Origin of the sequence: Enterococcus sp. DIV0187, assembly GCF_051713785.1 — a bacterium.
In the GTDB taxonomy this organism is placed as follows: Bacteria; Bacillota; Bacilli; order Lactobacillales; family Enterococcaceae; genus Enterococcus_A; species Enterococcus_A avium.
In genome coordinates this window covers 1,293,943-1,320,155 of record NZ_JBIOQO010000001.1, presented here as the reverse complement: position 1 = coordinate 1,320,155, position 26,213 = coordinate 1,293,943, and the positions used below count along the sequence as shown (strand labels likewise).

The following is a 26,213-nucleotide window of genomic DNA, read 5'->3' as shown; positions in this document are numbered from 1 at the left end:
CTGAAGACTATCTTTTTAGAATACATATCAAGATTATTGAAGGACACAGTTCTCTTCTACATTCTAGAGCGAATGATGATAACGATTGCTTGGTTCTGTGAGGATAGTACATATTTCGATCATCATTTTTTTAAATCGTCAATCAGTTTTAAATATAGTAATATTTTGCTCTTACCTTTTTCAAAATAGCACAATGTGGCTGAGTTATGGAAAAAAGCCAAGAATAAGGAGAAACGTTTGCTATAATAAAGAAAAATTGAATACTTAATAACTGATCAAGGGAATGAGGTGAAAATCCTCAACAGCCCCTTTCTACTGTATATGCGGATGAACTCTCACAAGCCACTTTTCGGGAAGGCGAGATAGTAAATGGATGCAAAGTCAGGATACCTTGTTCAGGGATTAAAAAATAATTGGATTGGGAAGATTATTTTGCTAACGGTATTATTTGGTGTATTTATACAAATAAAAAACGCGGCGAGACCATCTTTTCTGGACTCGCTGCGTTTATTTTTTTTGGTTATCAATCAGAATTTACTGAGAAAACAAATAGTATATCAAAACGAATAAGGATGTCAGTTCAACTTTTCGCAGGTTACTTAAAACAGAAGGATATTAAGCAATAAGAATCAAAATAAAGCTCAAGAACTTTAGTTGAATGATATACGACATTCGAATCGAACTAATTTTACTTGAAAAATTAATACATTAAAACGAATAAGGATGTCAGTTCAACTTTTCGCAGGTTACTTAAAACAGAAAGGTATTAAGCAATAAGAATCAAAATAAAGCTCAAGAACTTTAGTTGAATGATATACGACATTCGAATCGAACTAATTTTACTTGAAAAATTAATACATTAAAACGAATAAGGAGTGAAACATGATGAAGTATTCAACAAAGAAATTGGCAATATTAGCAATTCTGCTGGCGCTATGTGTGATTGGGGCAAACATTAAAATCCTTGGTTCAATCGCATTAGACTCTTTTCCTGCATTTATTGGTGCAATCATTCTTGGCCCTGCCGCAGGAGCATTTTTAGGATTTTTCGGACACATGATCTCAGCGTTACTGTCAGGGTTTCCTAATACTTTGCCAATTCATCTGATTATTGCTGTATTGATGGCGGCCTGTATGTTCTTTTATAGCTGGACGCGCAAAAAGTTGCAAAGAAATAAGGTCGCAGCTTCGATAATTTCGATGCTGGTGGCTTACGTAATCAATGTACCATTGGATTTGCTATTGCTTTATCCATTGATGGGGCCGGTTGTTTTCATGCTTTTCGTCCCCCTGACCTTGGCGACAGTCGTGAATTTAACTCTATCTGAGATTGTGATTCTAGGAATTCCACAAAAATATAAAGAAGCAATCTTTCTAAAATAATCAAGAAGCGGAGTCGTTATTATGGCAGTGAAGCATGGAGGAAATATTCAAGAAATCAGTGAAATATATCAGATAGATAAGAAAGAGTTAATTGATTTTAGTGCAAATATTAACCCCTTAGGTATTCCCCAAGGAGTCAAAGCAACACTAACGAAGGGCATTGCGGAGCTAGTTCATTATCCTGATATTCGATACCATGCACTAATCCAGTCAATCGCTGATTTTCACGAGATTTCAGCAGAATTTGTCTATCCAGCCAATGGGGCTGCAGAAGCGATTTTTATGTTGGGAAGAACGCTTATGCTGAAAAGACTATTATTGCTTGCACCGACTTTCATGGAGTATGAAGCAGCTTTTAGTCAACAAAAGACTGAATTTAGCTATTTTAATTTGGAGCAACGCAATTTTCAATGGACAATTGCAGAATTGATACAATCAGCGAAGGAGCAGCAAGTGGATGGCATCTGCCTCTGTAACCCAAATAATCCAACTGGTCAAATGCTGAAACAATCAGAGCTTGAGGAATTATCTCTATTTTGTCAGAGAAATGAGATAGCTTTAATTATCGATGAGGCCTTTGTAGATTTTACAGGGGAGGAATATTCACTTGTTTCTTCAATCAGCACTAATGAAAACCTCTACATCTTTCGATCGTTGACAAAAATGTTTGCGATTCCAGGTTTGCGTTTAGGCTACTTGCTAAGTAGTAATCGTGCTGTTCTAGCTCAAATTGAAGCGAAAACTGTGCCTTGGCACATTAATACCTTTGCAGATATTGCCGGACAGCAAGCATTGAAGGAAACAAGATTTATTAAGGATAGTCAGCGCTATATCGCAGAGGAACGAAGGTTTTTAGAAAAGGGGTTGGCTCAATTTAAGGAGCTAGAAACGTTTTCTAGTCAGACGAATTTTATTTTCTTGCGGTATCAGGGTTCGGGTTGTCTACAAGAAAAATTGATCCAAAAAAATATTCTGATTCGAAATTGTAATAGCTTTCATGGCTTGTCTCAAAAATATTATCGAATTGCAGTTAAATCAAGAGTTGATAACAAATCCTTACTTGATGCATTGGAGGCGATTTTATGAGAGTAACGGCTTCTTGTACCGGTTCATGCGGAGAATTAATTCAAGGCTGGCTAGGTAATTCGCAAAAATTAGTTAGTTATGGGATTGATCGATTTTCTAAAGTAACGCTTCAAACGGGAATTGCTTCTAAAGGAGCTAAACCAAAAGTCGAGAAAGCGATCAATAAAACGCTGGATCACTTAAGAATACCGACTGCTAAGAGAGAAAAGCTATCTTTCGTGATCAATTCAGAACTACCGATAGCCAAAGGGATGGCCAGTAGTACAGCGGATATTGCCGCAGCTTGCCAAGCAACAACTGCTTACTATGGAAGAAAGATTACCAGAGATGAAATTATCGACATTTGTTTGGCAATTGAACGTACAGACAGTATTCTTTTCCCAACACTTACATTGTTTGAGCAGAAAAATGGGTCAGTTAGAGAGAGCAGCGGATGGGCTCCCCATTTTTACGTGGTTGTTTTGGAGCCAGAAGAAACCTTAGAAACCGAAGCTTTTCATTCACAAGTGAACGAGCGCTTATTTTTTCAACAACGAGAGCTCTTTGCAGAAGTTTATCAGTATTATCTGAGTGCAGTGAAAGAAAAGTCGTTGCAAATGCTTGGAGAGGCGGCGACACAGAGCGCTCTATTAAATCAGGAAATTTTAGCTAAACCCTATTTCTCAGAATTGGTGAAGCTTAGACAGTACCATCAGTGGTTAGGAGTCAACGTTGCACATAGTGGCTCAGTAGTTGGAATCATGATTGAAAAACCAGAAGATATTCCAGCAGTTCTAGAGGTGATAAAGAAATCCAATGTGTCACGTTGGTATTCCAAGGTCAGTGTTCATCAAAGCTGCTACCGAGGAGTAGAACTGATAGAAGCGAGGAAAATGAATGAAGAAGCTGATGATCGCCGCTGTTTCCAGCGGCTCAGGAAAGACAACGATAACGCTTGGCTTAATGAAACTTTTGCAAAATCGCGGGTATCGAGTTCAACCCTATAAGGTCGGTCCTGATTACGTCGATACCGAATACCACACGCGAATTACCGGAAACCCTTCACGGAATTTGGACATGTTTCTAGTTCAAGATAATGCACGAATGAAAACACTTTTCGAAAAAGAAGCGGGAAATGCAGACATTTGTGTAATTGAAGGAGTAATGGGGCTTTTTGACGGGTTAGGGGCAGACAAGGATTTTTGCTCCAGTGCAGGAGTTGCAAAGCAGTTGGATTGTTCCGTATTGCTGGTAGTGAATGGGCAATCAGCTTCAACATCTGTGGCGGCAGTGGTTAAGGGATTCGTCGATTTTGATACGAAACTAAACATTTGTGGAGTCATTATTAATAAAGTTGCCTCTGAAACACACTATCAATTGATTAAAAAAGCAGTGGAATTGTACACCGATGTTCCTGTTTTCGGATATTTGAAGCGAGAAAAAGGAGTAGAGCTGCCTTCTAGACAGTTAGGATTGGTCCCTGATCGAGAAATCAACGATGTGACAGAAAAAATTCAGCAGGTAGCAGAATCCTTAGAAGCGACCTTTGAGCTTGATCAGTTATTAGAGCGGCTTCCGAACGAGAAAATCCGATATACACCGCCGTATTATCCGCAATTTCCGGAAATCAAGGTCGCATATGCTCTAGATGAAGCATTCCATTTTTATTATCAAGACAATCTTGATTTGCTGAGGACGCATGGCGTGGAGCTGCTCACCTTTAGCCCAATGAAGGATGACCATCTTCCAGAGGCGGATTTGTATTATTTTGGTGGCGGTTATCCAGAAGAATTTGCTCTGGAGCTTTCAACAAATCAATCAATGCGCAGCAATATCAAGAAAAAACACGAGCAAAGCGCCTTTATACTAGCTGAATGTGGCGGGTTAATGTACCTAGGTACTGCCTTTAATAAAGATGAGAAGAACTATCCGATGGTAGGTATTTTTGAAGGAGTTAGTCAGATGACATCAGGTCTTCAGAAATTTGGCTACTGCTATGGGGACCTGAATCAAGAGACTTTGCTTGGGGAAAAAGGAACAACAGTAGTAGGGCACGAATTTCATCATTCAATTTTTCAAAGTAATGAACCAACAGTTCTGGAAATGCGAAAGGAACGCGATGGAGAAGTCGTGAAGAGATGGACTGGCGGTTATCAGAAAAAGAATACGTTTGGCAGTTATCTTCACCTTCATTTTTATCAAAGTGAAGATTTTCTTCAGAATCTGCTGGAGAAAGTGAGGAATAGCAGATGATCTACTGGATTATTGTTGCTTTCATTTTAGATTTATTGATTGGTGACCCTTACAGCTGGCCGCATCCAATTAAGCTGATTGGCAATTTTATCGCTTGGTTTCAGGAGAGGTTCACCCAGACAAAAAGTGATCAGGAAAACTATCGTTTGGGGATTCTATTGTGGTTGGTAACTGTGTTTGGATCAGGATTGGTAACTTTTATCCTTTTAAAACTTAGTTTTCTAATTCATCCTGTTATTGGCATCGTCTGTTACATTTATCTGTCTTATACAACGTTAGCAACCAGAAGTTTATCGCTAGAAGGTAAAAAAGTTTATCAGAAGTTAGTCAATGACAGTCTCGATAATGCTCGTAAACAGGTTGCAATGATTGTCGGAAGAGATACCAAAGAACTAACAAAAGACGAAATTACCAAAGCAACCATTGAAACAATCGCTGAAAATACCAGTGATGGTGTCATCGCTCCATTACTCTGTCTATTTCTCGGAGGACCAACTTTGGCTATGATGTATAAGGCTGTCAATACGCTGGATTCAATGGTGGGGTATGTGACACCAAAATATCGCGCAATCGGCTGGTTTTCCGCAAAAATGGATGATATTTGGAATTTTATCCCTGCTCGTTTGACTTGGTTCTATTTACTAGGAGCAACTAAAATACTGCGCTTGAATACTTCAAACGCTTGGAAAGTTGGAAAAGCTGATTGTCGTAATCATAAAAGTCCGAATAGCGGCTATCCCGAAGCAGTGGTCGCAGGTGCACTAGGAATCCAACTTGGCGGCACGCATCTTTATCATGGTGTGGAAATTTATAAACCGACAATCGGAGTCTCACTTCGTTCAGCGAAGCCAAAGGATATATTAACTGCTAATAAACTTTTGTATACAACGGCGATTCTGAGCGTAACTGTATTTAGTGTTACTGCAATCATCATCAACAAGTACTTTTTATAAGAAGGAGAAAAAAGCGTGGACTATATAAGAAATCCTCAATTAATTGAAACAGAAAGCTTCAAAATCATTCAAGAAATCATTGATCAAGAATTTCCTGACTATATGTTCTCATCAGCGAAGGAAGAAAAAATTATTAAACGGGTGATTCATACAAGCGCCGATTTTGATTATTTGAAAAATCTCGTCTTTTCTAATGATGTTATTTCGGAGTTAGAGAAATTTTTCTTGGGAGGAGATGGCACAATTTTTACAGATACAACTATGGCACTTAGCGGTATTAACAAACGTCTCTTAGATAAATTAGGTATTCGTTATGAATGCTATATTGCCGATCCAGAAGTGGCTGAACAAGCAAAGGCAAAGGGAATGACTCGTTCGATGGCAGGAATAGAGCGAGCAGCAACAATTTCTGGCCCAAAATTATTTGTTATTGGAAATGCGCCAACGGCAATTTTTAAATTACTGGAGCTACATAAACAAGGAGAATTAAGTACGGTTGCTGTTATTGGTGCTCCTGTTGGTTTTGTTGGAGCTGCAGAATCAAAAGAGGCATTGTTTGAAAGTGATCTCCCCGCAATCATTGCCAGGGGTCGCAAAGGCGGCAGTAATGTTGCTGCGGCGATTATCAATGCCATGTTATATCAATTGATTGAAAGGGAAAACTGATGGAAGAGTTCGTTTTCTATAATGGGAAAAAGCTGCGAAAAGGGTATACAACAGGTTCCTGCGCAACTGCAGCTGCGACCGCTGCGGCAGCATTTCTTTTTGAAGAGGAAGCCACAGAGGAGATTTGCATTGAATTACCCGATAAAAAAAATCTAACTATTCCAATCGCTTCGATTGAAGCTATGGAAGATGGCAGCCAAGCTTTTGTTGTAAAAGATGGCGGTGACGATGTGGATGCGACAGATGGGATGTTAATCGGCGCAAAGGTCGTCAAAATTGATGGAAATCAAATTCTAATTGATGGTGGAATCGGCATCGGTCGAGTAACAGAAGTAGGGTTACAAAATCCTGTGGGTCAGGCCGCAATTAACCCTGTTCCAAGAAAAATGATTGAAGCTTCCGTTCGCAAAATCATCGGTCTGAATCAGGGAGTAAAGGTGACTATTTTTGCTCCTGAAGGAGAAGTAATCGCTAAGCAAACAATGAATCGACGCTTAGGTATAGTGGGCGGCATCTCCATTTTAGGAACAACCGGTATTGTCACACCGATGTCTGAAGATGGTTGGAAGCAGTCTATCTCGCTGGAATTAGAAATGAAGAAAAGCCAAGGATATTCTTCAGTCATTCTGTGTCCAGGAAACTATGGTGAGGAGTTTGTTCTAAATACAATGAAGCTCAATGGCGAGAATATCGTTTCAATGAGTAATTTTGTCGGCTATGTCTTAAAAGAAGTTCAGCGCTTGGAATTTGAAAAGGTTCTGATGGTTGGGCACTTAGGCAAATTGATTAAAGTTTCTGCAGGAATTTTTTCAACTCACAGTAAAGATGCAGATGCACGAACGGAAATCTTGATCGCAAATCTAGCCCTACTAGGTATGCCTGTACCCCAATTGCAAGAAATCGAAAGATGTTTAACGACTGAGGCTGCTGGAGAGATTATTGCCAGTGCAGGATACGAAGCTGTCTATCAAGTGCTGGCAGAAAAAGTTAAGAAACGTTCCGAAGATTTATTGAAATATCGGAAACATGAGCCAAATATTGAAGTCGTTCTTTTTTCTTCACAACGAGGATACTTAGCTTCCACAAAACCTCTGGAGCAGCTAAAGGAGGAGTGGCGATGATCACTGTTATAGGTATCGGACCAGGCGGGACACAAGACTATTTATTTGGAAAAGCTCAAGCGGCTATTCAGGCAGCCGATTTGATTATCGGGAGTCAGCGTCAATTAGAGATTATTCCTAAAAACAAGAAGCACAAAACTCATTTACTTCCCCGTAAACTAGATGATCTGGAAGATTTTTTAAACGATCATCAAAAGGATGAGTTAGTAATTTTAGCTTCCGGTGATCCATTGACCTATGGCATTGGCAACTGGCTTCTAAAACGATTTTCAGGAGAAAATTTACTGATTTTGCCGGGGATTAGTTCCCTTCAGTATTTATTCAATCGACTAAATATTCCGATGGAGGATTGCTTTATCACTAGTAGTCATGGGAAATCTCCAGACTTTTCTCTTATTTTCAAGCTGCCAAGGGTCGGGATAGTAACAGACAAACGAACAGGTCCTTATCAACTGGCACAAGAAGCGCTAAAACGAGGCAATGATTCAATTTTTTATATAGGTGAAAATCTCAGCTACTCTGATGAGAAAATAAGGCGTTATAAAGCTTCTGAGGTTCCCAATGAAGACTATCAAATGAATGCAGTGGTGATAATCAATGAAAGATAGTAGTTTTATTCGCGGTAATGTTCCCATGACCAAAGAAGAAGTCCGAACGGTCAGTATAGCAAAGCTGCAGTTAGCTAAAGCAGATAAGTTTTTAGATATTGGCACAGGAACAGGCAGTATTGCGATCGAAGCAGCGTTGCTATATCCAAAATTAGAAGTGACAACAATTGATTCAAATCAAACCGCCGTAACTGTTTTGAAGCAAAATCTAGCAAAGTTTCAGTTAACGAATATCCACAGTATTCTTGGCAAAGCACCGATTGAATTAGAGGATAAATTTGATGCAATTTTTGTTGGCGGAACGGGTGGAAACATGGCTGAAATACTTGCTTGGAGCTTCCAGCTGCTGAAGCCTGACGGTCGTTTAGTATTAAATTTCATTTTATTAGAAAATGCTCTTAGTGCAATGGAATGGCTGGAAACGAATCATCACTCCTTCCAGACGATTCAAATGCACGTTAGTCAGTTCACCAAACTAGGACAAGGGCACTATTTTAAACCACAAAACCCAGTAATCATTATCGAGACGAGAAAAGAGGATTAAGTATATGACAAAGGTTCATTTTGTCGGTGCAGGACCTGGTGATCCTGAACTGATTACGTTTAAAGGCTATAAGTTGTTAAAATCAGCAGATGTTGTTATTTATGCAGGCTCACTTGTGAACCCTGAACTGCTAAATTACTGTAAAAAGGAATGCAAGATATTTAATAGTGCCTCAATGAATCTAACCGAAATCATTGATGAAATGGAGCACGGTGTTCAAGAAAATAAGGAAGTTATTCGATTACAGACAGGTGATTTCTCTATCTACGGTTCAATTCGTGAACAAATTGAAGAGCTAAAAAAACGCAAGATCGAATTTACCTGTACACCTGGTGTTAGCTCCTTTTTAGGCGCAGCCTCTAGCTTAGGCGTGGAGTATACTGTTCCAGAAATTTCTCAGAGTGTGATTATTACTCGTATGGCTGGAAGAACTCCGGTACCAGATAAGGAAAGTCTACGCTCTTTTGCCCAACATCAAACGTCAATGGTCATTTTTCTTTCTATACAAGGTATCAAGCAAGTAGTCGAAGAATTATTAGCAGGAGGTTATCAGCCTACAACACCCGTAGCGGTTATTTATAAAGCTACTTGGCCTGAAGAAAAGAAAATTGTTAGTACCTTAGAGAAGATCGCAGAGCAAATCGAAGCAGCAGATATTACAAAGACAGCTTTAATCATGGTTGGGGAGTTTTTAGGAAATGAGTTTTACTACTCCAAATTGTATGATGCCTCTTTTAAACATGAATACCGTGATGTGAAGCGTAATGAATAAAGCAGCAATTTTAGCTTTGACGTCAACAGGTATCCAATTAGCCAAAGAACTCCGAGGTAAATGGGATCAGGAAATCCCAATCTTTGTATCAGAGGATAATTTGGATGAAGAACTGCTGCTTTTTCCGACAGGGAAATTTAGCACAGGGATTCAGGTATTATTCAAGCAATATGACGCGCTTATTTGCATCATGGCCACTGGAATCGTAGTACGCAGTATTGCAGGAGTATTGGAAGACAAACGAAAAGATCCAGCGATTGTTGTAATAGACGAAAAAGGCCGGCACACGATCAGTCTTTTATCCGGTCATATTGGCGGCGGCAATCAACTGACGCTAGAAATCGCAGCGAAATTAAACAGCTGTCCGGTGATTACCACTGCAACGGATGTACAAAATGTGACGGCTCTTGATTTGTTGAGTAAAGAGCTGAATGGCTGGTATGCAGATTTCAAAGAGACAACGAAGAGAGTCAATCGACTCTTAGCAGAGCATCAAGCAGTTGGTTTGATCCAGCGGGGAAATTGGGTGAGGGATCTTCGAGGACTTTCTTTGCTCAAAGAAGGAGATTCATTTAATTCTTATGAAGCGGTATTGCTTATTTCTGACAAAAGAGAAGAGCTGGAGTCTGAAAAAATAATCCAAATTGTGCCAAGACGGTATGTATTAGGGATTGGGGCAAAAAAAGGGATTGATTTTTCAATCATTAAGGAAGAATACCTTACTTTTTGTCAATCAGTAAATATCCATTTTCGCAGCATTAAGAAAATCGTTAGTATCGATATTAAGCAACAAGAAGCTGGAATCTGCCAATTAGCTGAATGGCTGGAAATTCCCTTTGAAACCTATTCAGCAGCAGAATTATTAACTGTTTCAGAGAAATATCCGCAGTCAGCTTTTGTTAAAAAAGTAACAGGAGTAGGAAGTGTTTGTTTGGCAGCGGCTGACTTAGCCAGTAATGGAAAAGTGGTGACTGAGCGTTACGCCAATAAGGGAGTCACCTTTGCATTGGGAAAGGATGAAGACGACACATGTTATACGTTGTGGGATTAGGTCCAGGTGAGAAGGAAAAGATGTCACTTGAAGCGATTGAAGTTATTAAAAAGGTGGAAGTGATTGTTGGTTATACGACCTATGTTCGTTTAATCAAAGAGCTAGTTGGTGAAAAAGAAATTGTCAGTACAGGAATGAAACAAGAAATTGATCGCTGTAAAAAAGCGATTGAAATAGCTAAAACAGGTAAGGATGTCGCTGTCATTTCTAGTGGCGATGCAGGCGTCTATGGGATGGCAGGCCTGATCTTAGAACTTGTCAGTCAAATGGATGAAGAGCTTGCAGTCAAAGTGATTCCTGGAATTACTGCCAGTATTGCTGGCGCGGCTTTGTTGGGTGCTCCGCTAATGAATGATTTTTGTCACATTAGCTTGAGTGACTTAATGACACCATGGACAATGATCGAAAAACGTCTTCATGCAGCAGCCAGCGCCGATTTTGTAATCTGTCTATATAACCCGCGAAGCAAAGGCAGACCAAATCATTTAGCTAAGGCATTAGCAATTATTCAACAATATAAATCAAAAGATACGATCATCGGATTGGCTAAAGATGTAGGTCGCAAAAAAGAACAGGCAATTTTTACTTCAATAGGTGATATTGATGAAACTTTAGTAGATATGACGACGGTTGTATTAGTTGGAAATAAAGAAACCTATCTATCGGATGGCCGAATGATTACTCCTCGAGGTTATCAATTATGATTCTATTACTTGGAGGAACCTCTGATAGTCTAAAAATTGCGCAGGAGTTAAATAAAGCGAATTTAGCTTTTTATTTATCTGTTGTATCGGATTACGGAGAGAATTTGGCTACAGCAGTAACAAGCAATGTGGTTAAGGGACGTCTAAGTACAAGAGAAATGATCGAATTCATGAAGAAACATCAAATCACTCAATTGATTGACGCGACACATCCTTATGCGATAGAGGTTTCAAAAAACGCCATGACGGCTTGTACTCAGCTTGGAACTAATTATCTTCGATTTGAACGTCCTTCACTGATTACTGATGAGATGATCACGGTTCAATCAATAAAAGCTGCTTGTGAACAGGCTTTAAATTATTCAGGAAAGATCTATTTAACCACTGGAAGTAAGACGTTAGCAGATTTTTTAGAGTATCTGCCTAAGGAACGAATTGTTGCCAGAGTGTTGCCAACAGTTGAGGTGTTAAAAGTAGTTGAAAAGCTGGAAATATCAACGGGGAATGTCGAAGCACTTAAAGGTCCTTTTTCAAAGGAACTAAATCGCGAGCTTTTAATCCATAATCAGGCTGGGGTAATGATTACTAAAGAAAGCGGTCATGCGGGTGGTTTTTTCGAGAAGACTGAAGCCTGTAAAGAGCTGAATATTCCGTGTATTGTCATTCAACGCGAGCAATTAGACTATCCTGAAAAGTTTTCTTCTATTGAAGGACTAATTGAGACAAGTAAGAAGAACTAATTATTAACGAAAAAAGAGGAGCGATAAAATGACTGGATGTATCGCCTTAATTGGTGCAGGACTAGGAGATCCAGAATTATTGACTGTTAAAGGATTGAGAAAAATCAAACATGCGGATGTGATAGTGTATGACCGTTTGATAAATCCAGCGATTCTGAATTCCTGCAAAGCAACCTGTGAAAAAATTTACGTAGGCAAAAAGCCCGATTACCATCCTGTCTCACAGGAAAAAATTGAAGAAATCATGATCGAAAAGGCTAAACAAGACCTTGATGTAGTCCGACTAAAAAGCGGTGATCCCTATGTTTTTGGTCGTGGTGGAGAAGAAGGAGCGGCTTTAAAGCAAGCGGGAATCCCATTTGAAGTGATTCCAGGAATTACCTCTTCAATTGGAGGATTAGCTTACGCCGGAATTCCAATTACTCATCGTGATTTGGCAGCAGACTTTCATGTTTATACTGGTCATTTAAATAATTCTGAGCGTGAAATTGATTGGGAGACAGCGGCTAAGGTTGGAGGAACTTTAGTTTTTCTAATGGGGATGTCCGGTCTAAAGAAAATCACCGAGCAGCTAATGATTCATGGAAAGGATAAGAATACTCCAGCGGCAATCATTCAATGGGCGAGTCGTAAACAACAAAAAACAGTAGTCGGGACATTAGAAACAATTTTTGAAAAAGCCTGTGTCGCGAAACTACAGCCGCCTAGTTTGATTGTGATCGGTGAGGTGGTTACACGAAGGAGAGAATTAAACTTCTTTGAAGAACGACCTTTGTATTCAGTCAGTATTGCCGTTCCATATACAAAAAGGAAAAGAATGGCGACTCGTTTAACAGATTTAGGCGCGGAAATTATCGAACTACCACCAAGTAGTATTGAATTTTTTGATACGACGATTGATTTTTCTAAGCCTCAACAAGTAGTTTTCACTGATCCACTAAGTGTAGAAATGTTTATTCGAGCAATGAAAACACAGGAAATTGACTGGCGGAAATTAGCCGACTGGTATTTTATTTCTGTTGGACATCACACTGGATCGGTTCTGGAAAAGGCCGGAATACGCCCTGATATGAATTATCCAGATTTAACGGAATGCCTGCAGCGATTAGAAGAAAACACGGACAGCCTATTCTTAGGTGATTCTTTAACGTTAGCAGAGCTAAAGAATCACGAATCTCCCGTTGAAAAGCTGCTTACACACGAGGAGAAAATCACTGTTGATATTCCTGATCTTTGGCAAAAGGCCGATCTGATGTATTTTCCAAATTCTAAAGCAGCCCGCCTGTTCCTAGCTGCATTAAGTGAGGAGGAGTTGGCAATTGTCGCGCAAAAGAAAGTGATTGTTATGGGGCAAAGAACAAAAGCGGTCTTTGATAGTTATCAGCTTGCTGTGATTCAGACGACAGAACCTACATTTGACAAAGTCGTAGAGAAAATAAAAGAGGAGATGAAGCGATGAAGCCTGCATTAATTGCTGTCAGTTTTGGGACAAGTTATCCAGAGACACGAAAAAAAACAATTGGAGCTGTAGAGGAGAAGTTAGCAGAGAAATATCCTGAATTAGATGTTTTCCGTGCCTTTACTTCCAATAAGGTGATCAAAAAGATTAAAGAGCAAGAAAATGTAACGGTTTTAACGGTAGATCAACAGATGAAAAAACTGATTACTGAAGGGTACAAAGAGATCTATATTCAACCACTTCACATCATTCCTGGAATTGAATATTCTAAAGCTCTGCATCAGGCAATGCGTTATAAGGATCAGCTAGAGCTTGTCAAAGTTGGGAAGCCATTGCTTAGCAGCATCGAAGATTATCAAAAGGTCGTTGCTTGGCTCGAGACTATGGCAGCGGATCTCGATGAGAATGAGGTGCTAGTCTTAATGGGGCACGGCAGTCAGCATTCCGCTTTTACAGTTTACGCTTGTCTTGATCATATGCTTTTGGAAAAACCAATCTTTATCTGTGCAGTGGAAAGCTATCCTGAAATTTCTTTGTTGATTGAACGACTTAAAAATAGCCGATATAAAAAGATCAAGCTGTACCCATTAATGCTCGTGGCTGGTGATCATGCAACAAATGATATGGCTTCTGATGAAGAGGATTCGTGGAAAACCCAGTTGGAGCAAGCAGGTTTTACTGTTGAGGCGCACCTTAGAGGTATGGGTGAATTTCAGGAAATACAACAGCAATTTTGTGAGCATGCAGCAGCAATGATGGAAGGATCGACAAATGACTAAATTTTATGGAGTTGGGACTGGACCGGGAGCATCAGATTTATTAACGATTCGTGGAAAAGAAGTTTTGCAAATGGTTGACTGCCTGTATACGCCAGAACCTAAAAAAGCTGGTAAAAGTCTAGCTTTACAAATTGTTACGCCTTATTTAAAGGAAGACCTAATGATTAAACAACGTCACTTCCCGATGGTAAATAATTGGGAGGAAAAACGAAACGCTTGGGACAAGATTGCTGAGGAAATCATTTCAGATGTCAAGAGCGGCTTGAATGTAGCCTTCATAACTTTAGGTGATCCTATGGTTTATAGTACCTACAGTTATTTGTTAGAGCGTATGACAGAACAAATAGAAACAGAGACAGTTCCAGGCATTTCTTCTTTTTGCCAAATTTCTAATGAGTTGCAGATTCCTTTGGTAATTGATGAAGAGAGTTATGCCGTTTTACCTGCGACTGCTGATGAAGAAATACTACGAATCGCTTTAAAAAATATTTCTACAGTTATTTTAATGAAGGTTTCGATAGCACTGCCCAAAATAGTAAAGCTCTTAACGGAGCTAGATTTATTAGGACAAACGGTATTGGTCAGTGATTCTTCAATGTCGTCAGAGAAAATTATGATTGGACTAAATGAGTTGGATGAGCAGGATTCCCTTTCCTATTTCAGTACCATGATTGTTTATAAAAATAGAACGTTGAAAGGAAGGTAAAAAGATGAAAATAAAAACAGTTAAAAAAATTCTCTTTGTCGCGCTTCTTTTAATTCTAGTTGTCCCTCAAAAGGCACACGCGATGCACATCATGGAAGGTTTCTTGCCACTTGGCTGGTGTTTGTTTTGGTATGCGGCATTCATTCCGTTCTTTCTCTATGGATTATTCAGTATCAGAAAAGCTGTGGCTGAAAATCCACAAAATAAAGTACTGTTAGCTTTTAGCGGCGCGTTTATTTTCATCTTATCAGCATTGAAAATCCCATCAGTTACGGGCTCTACTTCACATCCAACTGGTGTTGGAATCGGAACGGCTCTTTTCGGCCCCGGAGTGATCAGTGTTTTAGGAACCATTTGTTTATTATTCCAAGCCTTATTATTAGCTCATGGGGGAATAACGACCTTAGGAGCAAATGCCTTTTCGATGGCAGTTGTTGGTCCATTTGTTGGTTATGGCGTTTATGTGCTTCTGAAAAAAGCGAATGTTTCAACGTCTGTTTGTTTGTTCTTGTGTGCGTTTATTGCAGATTTAGCGACGTACTTTACCACCTCTGTTCAGCTTGGACTAGTTTTCCCCGATCCTTCATCAGGTATTTTTGGAGCAATCATGAAATTTGTAGGTGTCTTTATGATGACTCAGATTCCAATTGCCATTGCCGAAGGGCTTTTGACCGTCGTTGCTTATAATCTTATTTCAGCGAATTTTTCTTTTCATGAAAGAGGGGTTTTGAACAATGGAAAAAAATAAATCAAAAACGGGTATAAATATTATTCTATTATTAGCGGTCGTAGCTTTGATGGTGGGGGCACTACTAATCAATCAACATGGCGAGTATGGCGGTTCAGATGGGGAAGCAGAAAACGTAATAGCAGAGATTAATCCGGATTACCAACCTTGGTTTAATTCATTATTAGAACCTAAAAGCGGAGAGATTGAGAGCCTATTATTTACTCTGCAAGGAAGCTTAGGTGTAGGAATCATTACCTATATTTTAGGTTACTACAAAGGAAAAAATAAAAATGCTGTTAATTGATAAGATTGCTTATGAAAACCGGCTACTTGATCTATCTCCAGGAATAAAAGGTTGTTTGTATCTTTTTCTATTGATCAGTTGTTTTCTATCGCCGCCATTGGTTCAAGTGCTAATAAGTCTCATTATTGGTGGAGCAACTATCTTTGTTACGAAAGTGAGAGCAAGCAGGTATTTCAAATGGCTGCTGGTTCCAGCGCCTTTTCTTGTGATTAGTATCTTAACAATCTTGTTTTCCGTCAGTTCACAGTCAAAAGATTTTATCTTTCAGATTCCAGTATTTCATCATTTTCTAGGTATATCCGAAGCATCACTTTATTTAGGAACACGCTTGTTTTTTCGGTCGGCTAGTTGTGTGATTTGTACCTATTTTTTCATTTTAACTGTTCCTTTCCACCAAATTTTATTGATTATGAAAAAAGCTCATTTTCCAGCGCTATTGATTGAATTAACCATGTTAATGTATCGCTTTATTTTTATTTTCATTGATGAACTTCTGATTATTAAACGTGCACAGGATATGCGTTTTGGATTCAAAGGATTGAAAAACAGCTATCAATCATTAGGGGTATTGATTAAGCTTCTATTTTTTCAAACCTTTGATCGCTTCAATAAGATGATTCTTTCGCTTGAAATGAAATTTTTTGATGGTGATTTTCCACTATGATTACTAAATGAAAGAAGGTGCTACCGTGTTTAAGGTAACAGATTTATGTATCAGTTACGAAAATCAAGCAGATGTCTTGCATCATCTTTCTTTGGATTTTAGCGATTATCGAGCAATCGGCGTTTTAGGAGCAAACGGTTCAGGGAAATCAACCTTATTTGCGGCGATCGTAGGACTTTTACGACCAAGTCAAGGCGAAATCATTTATGATAATCAACCGCTGAATTATAAAAAAGCGGCGCTGTATAAGTACCGACAGGAAGTTGGAATTGTCTTTCAAGAACCTGAACATCAGATTTTTTACTCGATCGTGGAAGATGATGTCGCCTTCGCACTAAAAAATCTGGGGATTGAACCAACGCAAATAAAAGCCAGAATGGACGAGGTGTTCGCATTACTGAAGATTGAACATTTGAAAAAGAAACCGGTTCAATACTTGAGTTATGGACAAAAGAAAAAGGTTGCGATTGCCAGCGTTTTAATGCTTAAAACAAAATGGCTATTATTGGATGAACCAACTGCAGGGTTAGATCCAGCCGGCAGACAACAGATGATTGAGATTATCTCTCGTCTAATCCAACAGGGGACCAAAATTATTCTCTCTAGTCATGATATGGATCTAATGTATGAGATTTGCGAATATCTGTATGTTCTTGATAAAGGAATAATCATTAAAGAAGGAGAAGCTGACCAAGTATTTTTGGATGATAAGCTTCTTGAGGATGCAGGATTGGAGCAGCCGTGGTTGGTGAAAATTCATCAGCAATTAGGTTTTCCGCTAGTAAAAAATCAGCAAGAACTTATGCAAGTTAAAATGAGAGCGAGGTGAAGAAGATGGGAAAAAGCTTGATGATTCAGGGGACTGCTTCGGATTCAGGTAAAAGTATTTTGGTGGCAGCCTTGTGCCGTATTTTTCATCAAGACGGAATGAAGGTAATGCCCTTTAAGTCGCAAAACATGGCATTGAATTCTTATATCACATTAGATGGCAAAGAGATGGGGAGAGCACAGGTTTTCCAAGCAGAGGCTGCCGGAATTGAACCAGATGCACGAATGAACCCGGTTTTATTAAAACCTACTTCTGATCGCAAATCGCAAGTGATTTTTAATGGGAAAGTCCTTTGCGATATGGATGCTGTGGAATACCATAATTTTAAACCTCAGCTGATAGAAAAAATATCTGATTTATATCAGGAGTTGCTAGAAGAAAATGACGTGATTGTCCTGGAAGGTGCAGGTAGCCCAGCAGAGATCAATTTAAATAGTCGTGATATTGCAAATATGGGAATGGCAAAAATTGCCGATGCTCCGGTCCTTTTAGTAGCGGATATTGATAAGGGCGGTGTTTTTGCTTCGATCTATGGCACGATTCATTTATTAGAGCCTGAAGAACGCGCTCGAATTAAAGGAATTATCATTAATAAATTTCGCGGCGATGTCGCCTTGTTGGAACCAGGCTTAAAAATGATCGAAGACTTGACTGATGTTCCGGTGGTTGGGGTCATCCCGTATGCACAATTAAATATTGAAGATGAAGATAGTGTGGCTTTATCACAGGTGAGCCGAATGTATAATACGCAGAAAGATTTAGACATTGCTGTAATAGGGCTATCTAAAATGTCCAATTTTACTGATTTTAAGAGTTTAGAAAGTGAGCCAGATGTGTCAGTTCGGTATGTTTTTCCGAATGATCAACTAGGTAGTCCGGATATTCTCATTTTACCTGGCAGTAAAAATACGTTAGAAGACTGTCTCTACTTGCAGCAATCTGGATTAGCGAAAGAGATTGAACGAATAAGAGCCGAAGGAAAAATGATTTTTGGAATCTGTGGTGGCTATCAATTACTTGGAAAAAAACTGCATGATCCTCATCACGTAGAATCTACTATTGGCAGTATTGATGGATTGGGTCTATTGAACACAGAAACCTTTTTTGAAGCAGAAAAAACGACTACGAGGGTAGAAGCAATAATTGATGATGAGACGATTAACGGTTACGAAATTCACATGGGCAGATCTGAAAATTACGAGCAACAGTATTTTGCTCAAATTATTTCTGCTAATGGACAAGCAGATTTGAAGAAAGACGGAGCAATTAGTTCAGATAAAAAGGTGATCGGAACGTATCTTCACGGTGTTTTTGATAATAGTGCTTGGCGAAGAAAACTGTTAAATCAGGTTCGAGCTGAAAAAGGGTTAGCCCCGATTGACAAAATTGCGTTGCCTTATCATGAGTATAAAAATCAGCAGTATGATAAGCTGGCTAATTTAGTTCGTGAAAATGTCGATTTGGAGAAAATTTATCAAATTATGAATCAGGGGGTAAGTGTATGAATATCTATACGCGTTACGGAGATCGTGGTTTTACTAGATTGGTTGGGGGAGGAAGAGCAAAAAAAAATGCTCCCCGTGTCCAAGCGTATGGATCGATTGACACATTAAACGCTCAGGTTGGACTCACCGTAGCTTCTTTAGCTCAAAAAGATTCACTGTATGAAGAATTAGTCCAGATTCAACAGTGGGTATTTGATTGTGGCAGTGACTTTGCAACCCCTGAGGAGAAACGCCCCTATAAGGTTCAATCTCAGGTCATTGTTTGGTTGGAAGAAAAAATTGATTTCTATTGGCAGGAATCCCCAAAAATTGATCGGTTTGTATTACCAGGAGGGACGGTCACGGCCGCAAATCTACATCTTTGTCGTTGTTTTGCAAGAGAGGCTGAACGAAATGCCGTAGCTCTCTTGGAATACAATGAAGCAATTAACGAAGAGGCGTTAAAGTTTTTAAATCGCTTATCTGACTACTTTTTTGCTTTGGCTCGTTGGGTTAATGGTCAAGCTAAGCAAACCGAAATCTTATATGAGAATAGCGCTCCTGTTTTTAATAGGAAGAAGTGAGTCTGAAAAAGGGTTTATTGAGTGAAAGAAGGAAGAAAATGAAAAAGCTGAGAGTTGGCACACGAGGTAGTAAATTAGCCACGACACAAACAAAACAAACATTAGCTGTTTTTCAAGAGCATTTTCCAGAAGTTGAAGTAGAGTTAGTAAAAATCAAAACCAAAGGAGACCACTTAGCTACACATAACTTGCAGGCAATCGGTGGGCAGGGCTGTTTTGTAAGAGAATTAGAATACCAGCTTCGTGAAGGTAAGATTGATTTTGCGATTCATAGCTTAAAGGATATTCCAACCACGATTCACGAAGAATTAGCTTTGGCCAGTGTAATGAAACGCCATTCACCAACAGATGCTCTGATTATTCGAGAAGCAGGGAAAACCTTAGAAACTTTACCCAAAAATGCTGTTGTTGGAACTAGCAGTCTTCGCAGAAAGGCTCATCTGCTGCATGTGCGTCCGGATTTTGATATCCAGCCAATTCGAGGAAATATCGATACACGGATACGTAAAATGAATGAAGGACAGTACGATGCGATTGTTTTAGCACTAGCCGGCTTAGAACGTCTAGGGCTGGATCAAACAGTTTATCATCAAGAACTATCTCCAGAGATCATGCTTCCGGCAATCGGACAAGGTGCGATTGCTTTGGAATGTCGTAAAGATAATACTGAAATTCTTCAAATGCTCAAAAAAATGGAACATTTAGAAACAGCAATAGCAGTAACTGCAGAACGTGCTTTTTTAAACAGTATGGATGGCAGCTGTACTTTTCCTGTTGGAGCGTACTGTCGGCAAAAAAATGGTTCTTATGAATTAACAGGGATGATTGGGAGCGAAAATGGGAAAATCATTCTGAAAGAAACGCTGCAGGGAGATGATCCGGTGATTTTAGGAAGAGCTGTTGCCGATAATCTGATCAAGCAAGGCGCAATTACATTGATTGAGGAGTGTAAGAACGATCAAAAAGAAACTTTTATACACTAGAGAAGCAAGTATGCCGATTGATATTCAACACGTGTTTGCAGAAAAAGGCGTGGAGGTTATTACTATTCCGATGAATCGCACGGTTTTCCAGCCACATAAAAGCCTGGAGCATGAGTATGATTGGATTTTTTTCACTAGTGTCAATGCCGTAAAATATTTTGATTTTACACAATTGAATCAGCAGGCAAAAATACTTGCAATTGGCAATCAAACGACCAAAACGTTGCAAGAGCTGGGGTACTCTGTTGATTTTCAACCGAAAGAAGGCTTTTCTGAGGGATTAGTAGAGGAATGGCTTCGCCTAGTCGGAGCGAAACAGCGTGTTTTTTGGCCCCATTCATTTCATGCTCGGCGCGTGATCTACAATGCCTTGGTTCGACAAGAGCATGTTGTTTTGGAACAGGTCATTTACAAGAATGAATTTTTCCCAGAAGATCAAGCACGGTTGCAAAAGCTGATAATGAATGAAACTATTGATTATGTATTGTTTGCTAGTCCTTCAGCCTGGACTTCTTTTAGTAAAACAATTAGAACGTTTAAGCAGTTGCCCGAAAATTTTTGGTCGCAGTTAACGATTGCCGCTATCGGCCCCGTTACAGCTAGAGTGATAGAAAAAGAACAGCATGTGGCTATCCAACCAGATATTTATGATATGCCGCATTTGTATGAATGCTTATTGAGAAGAATTGACCAAGAGAATGTCAGTTCTCTGTAATAATTACACCACTTTTGAGTTGAATTTTTATGAGAGGAATTAGCTGATTAACAGACACTTTTGATTAAGCTAATTTTTTCTTCAAAGAATAAGGAGTGATCGGCCTGTGAGTTTGATAAAAGAATACCGAGATCTTTCCATTTTACCTATTTCGAAGGGAAAATCGCTGGTGATCGCTTGTGATTCTAGTGCGGGTATTGGGAAAAAGGAACACGATGCCGTTGAAATTGATCCCGCAATAACAGCCGCTTTTTGTTTGCGTGTTCCCCTAATGGAATTATTATGTTATGGAGCAGAACCGATTGCTGTGATTGATTTGATCGGTAATGAATATGCTCCTACTGGAGAACGAATGTTAAAAGGGATAAGGGAAGAATTGGCTAGAGCTGAACTTTCTAATATCACCCTCAATGGCAGTACAGAGGAAAACATGTTTACTAAAACTACTAGTGTTGGAATCACAGTTGTGGCGGAAACTAAGGCGGGAAAAGAAAATTTTCAGATGCAGCAAGCCTGTAGTCTCCTGCAATTAGGACAGCCTTATGTTGGGGAACAGGTTGTGAAAAATCGGGAAACAATTTTTTCCTATCCTTTGGTAAAGGCCCTAAGATCAGAGCCTGGAGTTATAGATATGTTGCCCGTTGGTTCGAAAGGTATTCGTTATGAAGCAGAATTAATGGCGCAGGACTCTGAATTCCAGATTCATTTTTCAGAGGTAGAAAATCTAGATTGTTCAGCGGGACCGGCAACAGTTATTCTAATAGCAGTTAAATCAGAACAAGAAGCCGATATTACATCTCGTTATTCCGAGTTGAAAAAAATCGGTGAATATAAAAAGAGGTGACAAAGTTTGGGAGAAATTACATTAGTTACTGGCGGAGCACGCAGCGGCAAATCAGCTTTTGCAGAGAGCTTATTGGATACAGAGGCAAAAATTAATTATATTGCAACGAATTGCTCGGCTCAAGAACCTGAAATGGCTAACCGAATAACTCTCCATCAACAGCGACGTCCTAAAAATTGGCAAACCACCGAAACGTACTTAGTTGTCTCCGACGTAATTGAACAAGCACAAGTGTCAGCACATTTATTGGATTGCGCGACTATGCTATCGACTAATTATTTTTTTGACTTAATGAAAGAACGATTTGGTGAGGACTTCACAATAATTGACGAAGAAATCCTTAAGCTAACTCAAAAAGAGAAGGCTGCAATTGAAGCCGATATTCTCAATGAATGGCAAAAAATTCTTACAGCAGCGCGGAACAGTAAGACGGATTTGGTTGTCGTGACAAACGAGGTGGGGCTAGGAATCGTTCCCGAAAATGCTTTTTCCCGTTGGTTTAGAGATGTCTTAGGTCATGTAAACCAATCTTTAGGAAAGGAAGCGGATGCGGTATTTTTCGTGATCGCCGGTATCCCTATGAAGATAAAATGATTGATAGTCTAATTTTGTATTTTCAATTCTTTACGCGAATACCGATTCCGATTGCGGTTGATGAACCTGAAGAAAAAATGCGTTCAGGCGTTCGTTTTTTTTCGCTGTTTGGATTAATGATTGGCTTTTTAGAGGCTGTTGTTTATTGGCCTTTACAATATTTATTCAGTCCCAGCATCGCTTGGGTTATGATATTGTTTCTTGATGTGATGTTGACTGGCGGCTTTCATTTAGATGCATTATCGGATATGGCTGACGGCCTGTTTTCTTCTCGTGACAAAGATCGTATGCTGGAAATCATGAAAGACAGCCGCGTTGGTAGTAATGGCGTTTTGGCTATCGTCTTTTATTATCTACTTTTAGTTTTTAGTTTTTTAGTGTTGCTCCCCAATCTCAATATTCAATTGCAGGCGACCATTATTTTATTATTGAATCTTGTAGGGAAAAATGGCATCAGTCTTTTGTTTTATCAGATGCAGTATGCTGGTAATAATTCTCAAGGATTAGGTACTACCTTTTTGAATGTAAAAAAACAAAATATCATAATTTGTCAATTGTTTTCTTTTTTTGTGTTGTTCATTTTTTTAGGTAGAGTAGGGATTGTATGCTTTATTGTTAATCTTTTAATTGTTTGGCTTTATCGCAGATTAGTTATGAACAAGGTTAATGGTCTTAATGGCGATACTTTAGGCGCCTGTTCGCCTATCTCACAAGTAGTATTTTTATTGACTTTAATTCTAATGCGAGGTTTTTTATGAAAATCATTTTGATTCGTCATGGAGAAACAGAATATAATAGAAGACACTTTTTTTATGGAAAGACGGATATCTCCTTGAACGACACCGGGGTTCAACAGGCTTATTTCTTGAATGAAAAATTAGCGGGAATGAGGCTTGAGGTACCCATTTATACGAGTAGTTTGAAACGAACGATCGAAACAGCAGAATTGATCTTTCCAGACCAAAAAAAAATTTCCTTAAACGAACTAGATGAAAAAGATTTTGGTTTGTGGGAAGGGTTAAGTGCGGATCAAATCAACGAAAGATTTCCAGAAGAATGGGAAAAATGGTTGATTTCTCCCTTTGAGGTAACACCAGCAAATGCGGAAGAATTTTCGGATTTTCAGCAACGTGTTTTAGCTTGTTTGGAAGTGATGCTTCAAAAAAAGCAAGATTTTGTAATTGTTGGACATCTCGGCGTACTACGAGTCATTTTGAAAGACTGGTTTCCGGAATATGAATTTTGGGAAATCGCATTGGATCAAGGAAACTATACGCTGATTGAAGTTGGAGAGTCAACAACGAAGGTGATTGAGTGGAATAAGTAACTGTTATTCTTATAAATAGAATGAGCTGCTTTCTTAGCTATTAATTTGACTAAAATAACTACGTGACGATTGACCGTGTATCATATTACGGTTTTTTTGTCGTTGCTCTTTCATTTGAAGATCATTAATAAATTGTAATAAAAAGAGTTTATAAAAAAATCATAAAAAGTTGATGCTAGTGATGAAGACGAATAGTTTTAGTATAAACTGAACAGGTAGTTTAGAGAATTTATTTTTATATTTTATGAATCAATCAGCAGGCTTGATAATTATAATTTTTTTATTTTTAAAGTGAGGATTTCGAATGAAAGTTTTTAAGCGCTTGATCTTAATTATTTTAGGAATACTGTTAGTTTTTGAATGTTACTTAATTTTTTCATTTTTACAGGGTTATGAATCGACAAAAAATGCTCAATCGAAGCAAACGATCCCTTTTAATGGAGAAGAAGCTCCAGATCAGAATGATTTGAACATTTTGATTATTGGTACTGATTCTCGGGGAGAAGATCGAGGTCGATCAGATTCCCTAATGGTTGCTCATTATGATCAGAAAAGAAAACAACCCAAGTTAATTTCAATTATGCGCGATAGCTATGTTGATATTCCTGGTTATGGGAAGGATAAAATCAATGCGGCGTATTCATATGGTGGCATTGAGTTGGTCCGAAAGACATTAAAAGAAAACTTTGATCTCCCGATTGAATATTATGTAACAATCGATTTCGACCATTTTAAAGAAGCTATTGATAATCTGTTTCCAAAAGGTGTGACCATTGATGCGGAAAAGGATCTAGATTTAGATCAAGTATTTATTAAAGCGGACAAACAAAAAATGGACGGCAATACGTTGTTGCAGTATTCTCGATTCCGTGAAGATGAGGAGGGCGATTTTGGTCGAATTCGCAGACAACAGCAGGTGCTCTCAGCCATCTCACAGCAAGTTACAAATGTTACTTCATTAAGTAAATTGCCAAAAACAACTGGAAAGCTATTAGGATATGTCGATACAAATTTATCTGAAAGTACGATTTTAAGCGTAGGAAAAGATTTCGCTTTAGGTGATACTAAAAAAATTGAAACCCTTGCTGTACCAATCGATAAAACTTGGGAATTTAATAATGATACGCCAAGTGGAAGTATTTTAGAACTAGATACTGAAGCAAATGCAAAAGCAATTCAAACGTTTTTAACAGAATAGTCGAATAAAACGTACTATTTTTAAGCCAATGGGATACTCGTTGGCTTTTTCTTGTGTCCTGCCAAAATCGAATAATCATTAATTTTTTTAGACAAATCGATCAATTTGTTTATTAACAAATTTGTATGATTTTAGCTATAATCCCTGTCGAGGGGATGAAATAACTAATGAAAAAATTAGCTTTATTCGTATTATGTAGTGGTTTCGCTGCGAATTTTTTTTGGTTCAACACAGACGCCTTCGCAAGTGTTGCTAATTCAGAAGTTAAGGTAACGAAAACATCAGAAACTTCCGATAGTGCAACCGCTTCTAATGAACTAACAAATAGACAGACAGAAATAGAGGCTGCTTTAAAATTGGCTCAGCAACAATTTGAAACGCGTCAAAAACAACAGATTGCACAAGATATTGCTGAGGCTCAGAAGTATTCACAGAAACGGCATGAGGATCTGCATAATGATTTTGCTGTGATTCAAGATCAATTAGATCAGACGCACAATGATTTTCAGAATCATTTTAATGAGGTGAATAATCACATTCAAACAGATCACTCCACAATTGAAGATCAATGGGCACAGACGCAAAAGCAATTAGACCAAGTGCGAGCGGATTTAAAACAAAAGATTGCTGAAGCTGAAAAATTGCAAGAACAATTAAAGTCAGATCGCTCAACGCTCGATCAAAGCATTTCAAAGGCCAAAAGCAGCGCGCAGACAGTGAAGGGTCAGTTTACTGAAGGAGCAGAAAATGCAGAGGCAGCTGTTTCAGATGTTCAAAATCGCACAGGCGATATCGAAGGCAGTATCAATCGAATCAAGGCTGTCCTCGATTCAGCGGGGGATGACCTTTCGGTAGATGGAAAAGAGGGAGAAAAAACGCCCACGACCCTGTCTGCAACGTCAAAAAAGACTGATGATCAGCAACAAAATATACAAGTAAAGGAATACCCTAAAACAAATGATCAAGCGAATCCTTCACTTTCGCTAATCGGCTTTGGGATTATTGGGAGTATCTTTTTTTACTACACACGCAAATATTACAAATAAAAGAGGCTCGACGACCTGAAATAGATTATTCAGGATCATCGAGTCTTTTTTTGAATGTAAAAATTACATTAGGAATGCTCGGTAAAAGCAAGTGTTTGTTTTTAGCA

30 protein-coding genes and 1 riboswitch are annotated in these 26,213 nt (G+C 38.8%); all 30 genes read left to right on the top strand.

Features of this window, described 5'->3' with window-relative positions:
• The first annotated feature begins 242 nt into the window (after positions 1–242).
• A riboswitch (cobalamin riboswitch) is annotated at positions 243–412 on the top strand.
• Positions 413–882: 470 nt separating this feature from the next.
• A complete protein-coding gene (locus IGI52_RS06480; protein ID WP_127979275.1) occupies positions 883–1,383 on the top strand; it encodes an ECF transporter S component in 501 nt (166 codons plus the stop codon).
• Between the two features lie 21 nt (positions 1,384–1,404).
• Entirely contained in the window at positions 1,405–2,469 is a 1,065-nt protein-coding gene (gene cobD / locus IGI52_RS06475; RefSeq protein ID WP_438780780.1) for a threonine-phosphate decarboxylase CobD, read from the top strand.
• Complete coding sequence (locus IGI52_RS06470; protein ID WP_431414368.1) at positions 2,466–3,455, top strand: GHMP family kinase ATP-binding protein; 990 nt, start codon at positions 2,466–2,468, stop codon at positions 3,453–3,455. Before cobD ends, IGI52_RS06470 begins: the two co-directional genes overlap by 4 nt.
• Positions 3,346–4,701, top strand: a complete 1,356-nt coding sequence (locus IGI52_RS06465; protein WP_438780779.1) for a cobyrinate a,c-diamide synthase — start codon at positions 3,346–3,348, stop codon at positions 4,699–4,701. Before IGI52_RS06470 ends, IGI52_RS06465 begins: the two co-directional genes overlap by 110 nt.
• On the top strand, positions 4,698–5,654 hold the full coding sequence (gene cbiB / locus IGI52_RS06460; protein WP_438780778.1) for an adenosylcobinamide-phosphate synthase CbiB: 957 nt from the start codon (positions 4,698–4,700) through the stop codon (positions 5,652–5,654). The genes IGI52_RS06465 and cbiB overlap by 4 nt, the downstream gene beginning before the upstream one ends.
• A 15-nt stretch (positions 5,655–5,669) precedes the next feature.
• Positions 5,670–6,320, top strand: coding sequence for a cobalt-precorrin-8 methylmutase (locus tag IGI52_RS06455; RefSeq protein ID WP_438780777.1), 651 nt, complete (start codon positions 5,670–5,672; stop codon positions 6,318–6,320).
• Entirely contained in the window at positions 6,320–7,441 is a 1,122-nt protein-coding gene (cbiD, locus tag IGI52_RS06450) for a cobalt-precorrin-5B (C(1))-methyltransferase CbiD (protein ID WP_438780776.1), read from the top strand. The genes IGI52_RS06455 and cbiD overlap by 1 nt, the downstream gene beginning before the upstream one ends.
• Entirely contained in the window at positions 7,438–8,049 is a 612-nt protein-coding gene (locus IGI52_RS06445; RefSeq protein WP_438780775.1) for a cobalt-precorrin-7 (C(5))-methyltransferase, read from the top strand. The genes cbiD and IGI52_RS06445 overlap by 4 nt, the downstream gene beginning before the upstream one ends.
• The gene (locus IGI52_RS06440) at positions 8,039–8,593 is read left to right on the top strand and encodes a decarboxylating cobalt-precorrin-6B (C(15))-methyltransferase (RefSeq protein ID WP_438780774.1); all 555 of its coding nucleotides are present in this window, start codon (positions 8,039–8,041) and stop codon (positions 8,591–8,593) included. Before IGI52_RS06445 ends, IGI52_RS06440 begins: the two co-directional genes overlap by 11 nt.
• Positions 8,594–8,597: 4 nt before the next feature.
• Positions 8,598–9,365, top strand: coding sequence for a cobalt-precorrin-4 methyltransferase (locus tag IGI52_RS06435; protein WP_438780773.1), 768 nt, complete (start codon positions 8,598–8,600; stop codon positions 9,363–9,365).
• Positions 9,358–10,416: a cobalt-precorrin 5A hydrolase gene (locus tag IGI52_RS06430; RefSeq protein WP_438780772.1), complete on the top strand. Its 1,059-nt coding sequence runs from the start codon at positions 9,358–9,360 to the stop codon at positions 10,414–10,416. Before IGI52_RS06435 ends, IGI52_RS06430 begins: the two co-directional genes overlap by 8 nt.
• Positions 10,395–11,120, top strand: a complete 726-nt coding sequence (gene cobJ, locus IGI52_RS06425) for a precorrin-3B C(17)-methyltransferase (RefSeq protein WP_016179903.1) — start codon at positions 10,395–10,397, stop codon at positions 11,118–11,120. The genes IGI52_RS06430 and cobJ overlap by 22 nt, the downstream gene beginning before the upstream one ends.
• Positions 11,117–11,860, top strand: coding sequence for a precorrin-6A reductase (gene cobK, locus IGI52_RS06420; RefSeq protein WP_127979266.1), 744 nt, complete (start codon positions 11,117–11,119; stop codon positions 11,858–11,860). Before cobJ ends, cobK begins: the two co-directional genes overlap by 4 nt.
• Positions 11,861–11,888: 28 nt before the next feature.
• Entirely contained in the window at positions 11,889–13,319 is a 1,431-nt protein-coding gene (cobA, locus tag IGI52_RS06415; RefSeq protein WP_438780771.1) for a uroporphyrinogen-III C-methyltransferase, read from the top strand.
• Positions 13,316–14,098: a sirohydrochlorin cobaltochelatase gene (locus IGI52_RS06410; protein ID WP_176674835.1), complete on the top strand. Its 783-nt coding sequence runs from the start codon at positions 13,316–13,318 to the stop codon at positions 14,096–14,098. Before cobA ends, IGI52_RS06410 begins: the two co-directional genes overlap by 4 nt.
• A complete protein-coding gene (locus IGI52_RS06405; protein WP_016179907.1) occupies positions 14,091–14,804 on the top strand; it encodes a cobalt-factor II C(20)-methyltransferase in 714 nt (237 codons plus the stop codon). Before IGI52_RS06410 ends, IGI52_RS06405 begins: the two co-directional genes overlap by 8 nt.
• 4 nt (positions 14,805–14,808) lie before the next feature.
• Positions 14,809–15,552 carry an energy-coupling factor ABC transporter permease gene (locus IGI52_RS06400; RefSeq protein WP_176674837.1) on the top strand — a complete coding sequence of 248 codons (744 nt, stop codon included), beginning with the start codon at positions 14,809–14,811 and terminating at the stop codon, positions 15,550–15,552.
• The gene (locus tag IGI52_RS06395; protein ID WP_049220531.1) at positions 15,539–15,838 is read left to right on the top strand and encodes an energy-coupling factor ABC transporter substrate-binding protein; all 300 of its coding nucleotides are present in this window, start codon (positions 15,539–15,541) and stop codon (positions 15,836–15,838) included. The genes IGI52_RS06400 and IGI52_RS06395 overlap by 14 nt, the downstream gene beginning before the upstream one ends.
• Positions 15,825–16,502, top strand: coding sequence for a cobalt ECF transporter T component CbiQ (gene cbiQ / locus IGI52_RS06390; RefSeq protein ID WP_176674838.1), 678 nt, complete (start codon positions 15,825–15,827; stop codon positions 16,500–16,502). The genes IGI52_RS06395 and cbiQ overlap by 14 nt, the downstream gene beginning before the upstream one ends.
• Positions 16,503–16,527: 25 nt before the next feature.
• On the top strand, positions 16,528–17,331 hold the full coding sequence (locus IGI52_RS06385; protein ID WP_438780770.1) for an ATP-binding cassette domain-containing protein: 804 nt from the start codon (positions 16,528–16,530) through the stop codon (positions 17,329–17,331).
• A gap of 5 nt (positions 17,332–17,336) precedes the next feature.
• Positions 17,337–18,836: a cobyric acid synthase gene (locus IGI52_RS06380; protein WP_438780769.1), complete on the top strand. Its 1,500-nt coding sequence runs from the start codon at positions 17,337–17,339 to the stop codon at positions 18,834–18,836.
• Positions 18,833–19,399: a cob(I)yrinic acid a,c-diamide adenosyltransferase gene (locus IGI52_RS06375; RefSeq protein WP_127979260.1), complete on the top strand. Its 567-nt coding sequence runs from the start codon at positions 18,833–18,835 to the stop codon at positions 19,397–19,399. Before IGI52_RS06380 ends, IGI52_RS06375 begins: the two co-directional genes overlap by 4 nt.
• 38 nt (positions 19,400–19,437) lie before the next feature.
• The gene (gene hemC, locus IGI52_RS06370; RefSeq protein ID WP_438780768.1) at positions 19,438–20,382 is read left to right on the top strand and encodes a hydroxymethylbilane synthase; all 945 of its coding nucleotides are present in this window, start codon (positions 19,438–19,440) and stop codon (positions 20,380–20,382) included.
• Positions 20,383–20,392: 10 nt separating this feature from the next.
• A complete protein-coding gene (locus IGI52_RS06365; protein WP_438780767.1) occupies positions 20,393–21,097 on the top strand; it encodes a uroporphyrinogen-III synthase in 705 nt (234 codons plus the stop codon).
• Between the two features lie 106 nt (positions 21,098–21,203).
• Positions 21,204–21,941, top strand: coding sequence for an AIR synthase related protein (locus IGI52_RS06360; protein ID WP_438780766.1), 738 nt, complete (start codon positions 21,204–21,206; stop codon positions 21,939–21,941).
• 6 nt (positions 21,942–21,947) lie between these two features.
• On the top strand, positions 21,948–22,535 hold the full coding sequence (gene cobU, locus IGI52_RS06355) for a bifunctional adenosylcobinamide kinase/adenosylcobinamide-phosphate guanylyltransferase (protein WP_438780765.1): 588 nt from the start codon (positions 21,948–21,950) through the stop codon (positions 22,533–22,535).
• Positions 22,532–23,293: an adenosylcobinamide-GDP ribazoletransferase gene (cobS, locus tag IGI52_RS06350; protein WP_438780764.1), complete on the top strand. Its 762-nt coding sequence runs from the start codon at positions 22,532–22,534 to the stop codon at positions 23,291–23,293. The genes cobU and cobS overlap by 4 nt, the downstream gene beginning before the upstream one ends.
• Entirely contained in the window at positions 23,290–23,862 is a 573-nt protein-coding gene (locus tag IGI52_RS06345) for a histidine phosphatase family protein (RefSeq protein WP_438780763.1), read from the top strand. The genes cobS and IGI52_RS06345 overlap by 4 nt, the downstream gene beginning before the upstream one ends.
• Positions 23,863–24,166: 304 nt before the next feature.
• Entirely contained in the window at positions 24,167–25,060 is an 894-nt protein-coding gene (locus IGI52_RS06340; RefSeq protein ID WP_438780762.1) for an LCP family protein, read from the top strand.
• Between the two features lie 167 nt (positions 25,061–25,227).
• Positions 25,228–26,106, top strand: coding sequence for an LPXTG cell wall anchor domain-containing protein (locus tag IGI52_RS06335; protein WP_438780761.1), 879 nt, complete (start codon positions 25,228–25,230; stop codon positions 26,104–26,106).
• Positions 26,107–26,213 lie beyond the last annotated feature (107 nt).

What these genes read in the sequence shown, in the direction of transcription:
- IGI52_RS06405 (WP_016179907.1), top strand. Translation starts at nt 14,091, where the DNA reads ATGACTAAATTTTATGGAGTTGGGACTGGACCGGGAGCATCAGATTTA.
- IGI52_RS06440 (WP_438780774.1), top strand. Translation starts at nt 8,039, where the DNA reads ATGAAAGATAGTAGTTTTATTCGCGGTAATGTTCCCATGACCAAAGAA.
- cobA (WP_438780771.1), top strand. Translation starts at nt 11,889, where the DNA reads ATGACTGGATGTATCGCCTTAATTGGTGCAGGACTAGGAGATCCAGAA.
- IGI52_RS06435 (WP_438780773.1), top strand. Translation starts at nt 8,598, where the DNA reads ATGACAAAGGTTCATTTTGTCGGTGCAGGACCTGGTGATCCTGAACTG.
- cobS (WP_438780764.1), top strand. Translation starts at nt 22,532, where the DNA reads ATGATTGATAGTCTAATTTTGTATTTTCAATTCTTTACGCGAATACCG.
- IGI52_RS06400 (WP_176674837.1), top strand. Translation starts at nt 14,809, where the DNA reads ATGAAAATAAAAACAGTTAAAAAAATTCTCTTTGTCGCGCTTCTTTTA.
- cobJ (WP_016179903.1), top strand. Translation starts at nt 10,395, where the DNA reads ATGTTATACGTTGTGGGATTAGGTCCAGGTGAGAAGGAAAAGATGTCA.
- cobD (WP_438780780.1), top strand. Translation starts at nt 1,405, where the DNA reads ATGGCAGTGAAGCATGGAGGAAATATTCAAGAAATCAGTGAAATATAT.
- IGI52_RS06410 (WP_176674835.1), top strand. Translation starts at nt 13,316, where the DNA reads ATGAAGCCTGCATTAATTGCTGTCAGTTTTGGGACAAGTTATCCAGAG.
- cbiD (WP_438780776.1), top strand. Translation starts at nt 6,320, where the DNA reads ATGGAAGAGTTCGTTTTCTATAATGGGAAAAAGCTGCGAAAAGGGTAT.
- IGI52_RS06445 (WP_438780775.1), top strand. Translation starts at nt 7,438, where the DNA reads ATGATCACTGTTATAGGTATCGGACCAGGCGGGACACAAGACTATTTA.
- IGI52_RS06480 (WP_127979275.1), top strand. Translation starts at nt 883, where the DNA reads ATGATGAAGTATTCAACAAAGAAATTGGCAATATTAGCAATTCTGCTG.
- IGI52_RS06380 (WP_438780769.1), top strand. Translation starts at nt 17,337, where the DNA reads ATGGGAAAAAGCTTGATGATTCAGGGGACTGCTTCGGATTCAGGTAAA.
- IGI52_RS06465 (WP_438780779.1), top strand. Translation starts at nt 3,346, where the DNA reads ATGAAGAAGCTGATGATCGCCGCTGTTTCCAGCGGCTCAGGAAAGACA.
- IGI52_RS06395 (WP_049220531.1), top strand. Translation starts at nt 15,539, where the DNA reads ATGGAAAAAAATAAATCAAAAACGGGTATAAATATTATTCTATTATTA.
- IGI52_RS06335 (WP_438780761.1), top strand. Translation starts at nt 25,228, where the DNA reads ATGAAAAAATTAGCTTTATTCGTATTATGTAGTGGTTTCGCTGCGAAT.
- IGI52_RS06470 (WP_431414368.1), top strand. Translation starts at nt 2,466, where the DNA reads ATGAGAGTAACGGCTTCTTGTACCGGTTCATGCGGAGAATTAATTCAA.
- IGI52_RS06340 (WP_438780762.1), top strand. Translation starts at nt 24,167, where the DNA reads ATGAAAGTTTTTAAGCGCTTGATCTTAATTATTTTAGGAATACTGTTA.
- IGI52_RS06345 (WP_438780763.1), top strand. Translation starts at nt 23,290, where the DNA reads ATGAAAATCATTTTGATTCGTCATGGAGAAACAGAATATAATAGAAGA.
- hemC (WP_438780768.1), top strand. Translation starts at nt 19,438, where the DNA reads ATGAAAAAGCTGAGAGTTGGCACACGAGGTAGTAAATTAGCCACGACA.
- IGI52_RS06365 (WP_438780767.1), top strand. Translation starts at nt 20,393, where the DNA reads ATGCCGATTGATATTCAACACGTGTTTGCAGAAAAAGGCGTGGAGGTT.
- cobK (WP_127979266.1), top strand. Translation starts at nt 11,117, where the DNA reads ATGATTCTATTACTTGGAGGAACCTCTGATAGTCTAAAAATTGCGCAG.
- IGI52_RS06430 (WP_438780772.1), top strand. Translation starts at nt 9,358, where the DNA reads ATGAATAAAGCAGCAATTTTAGCTTTGACGTCAACAGGTATCCAATTA.
- cbiB (WP_438780778.1), top strand. Translation starts at nt 4,698, where the DNA reads ATGATCTACTGGATTATTGTTGCTTTCATTTTAGATTTATTGATTGGT.
- IGI52_RS06375 (WP_127979260.1), top strand. Translation starts at nt 18,833, where the DNA reads ATGAATATCTATACGCGTTACGGAGATCGTGGTTTTACTAGATTGGTT.
- cbiQ (WP_176674838.1), top strand. Translation starts at nt 15,825, where the DNA reads ATGCTGTTAATTGATAAGATTGCTTATGAAAACCGGCTACTTGATCTA.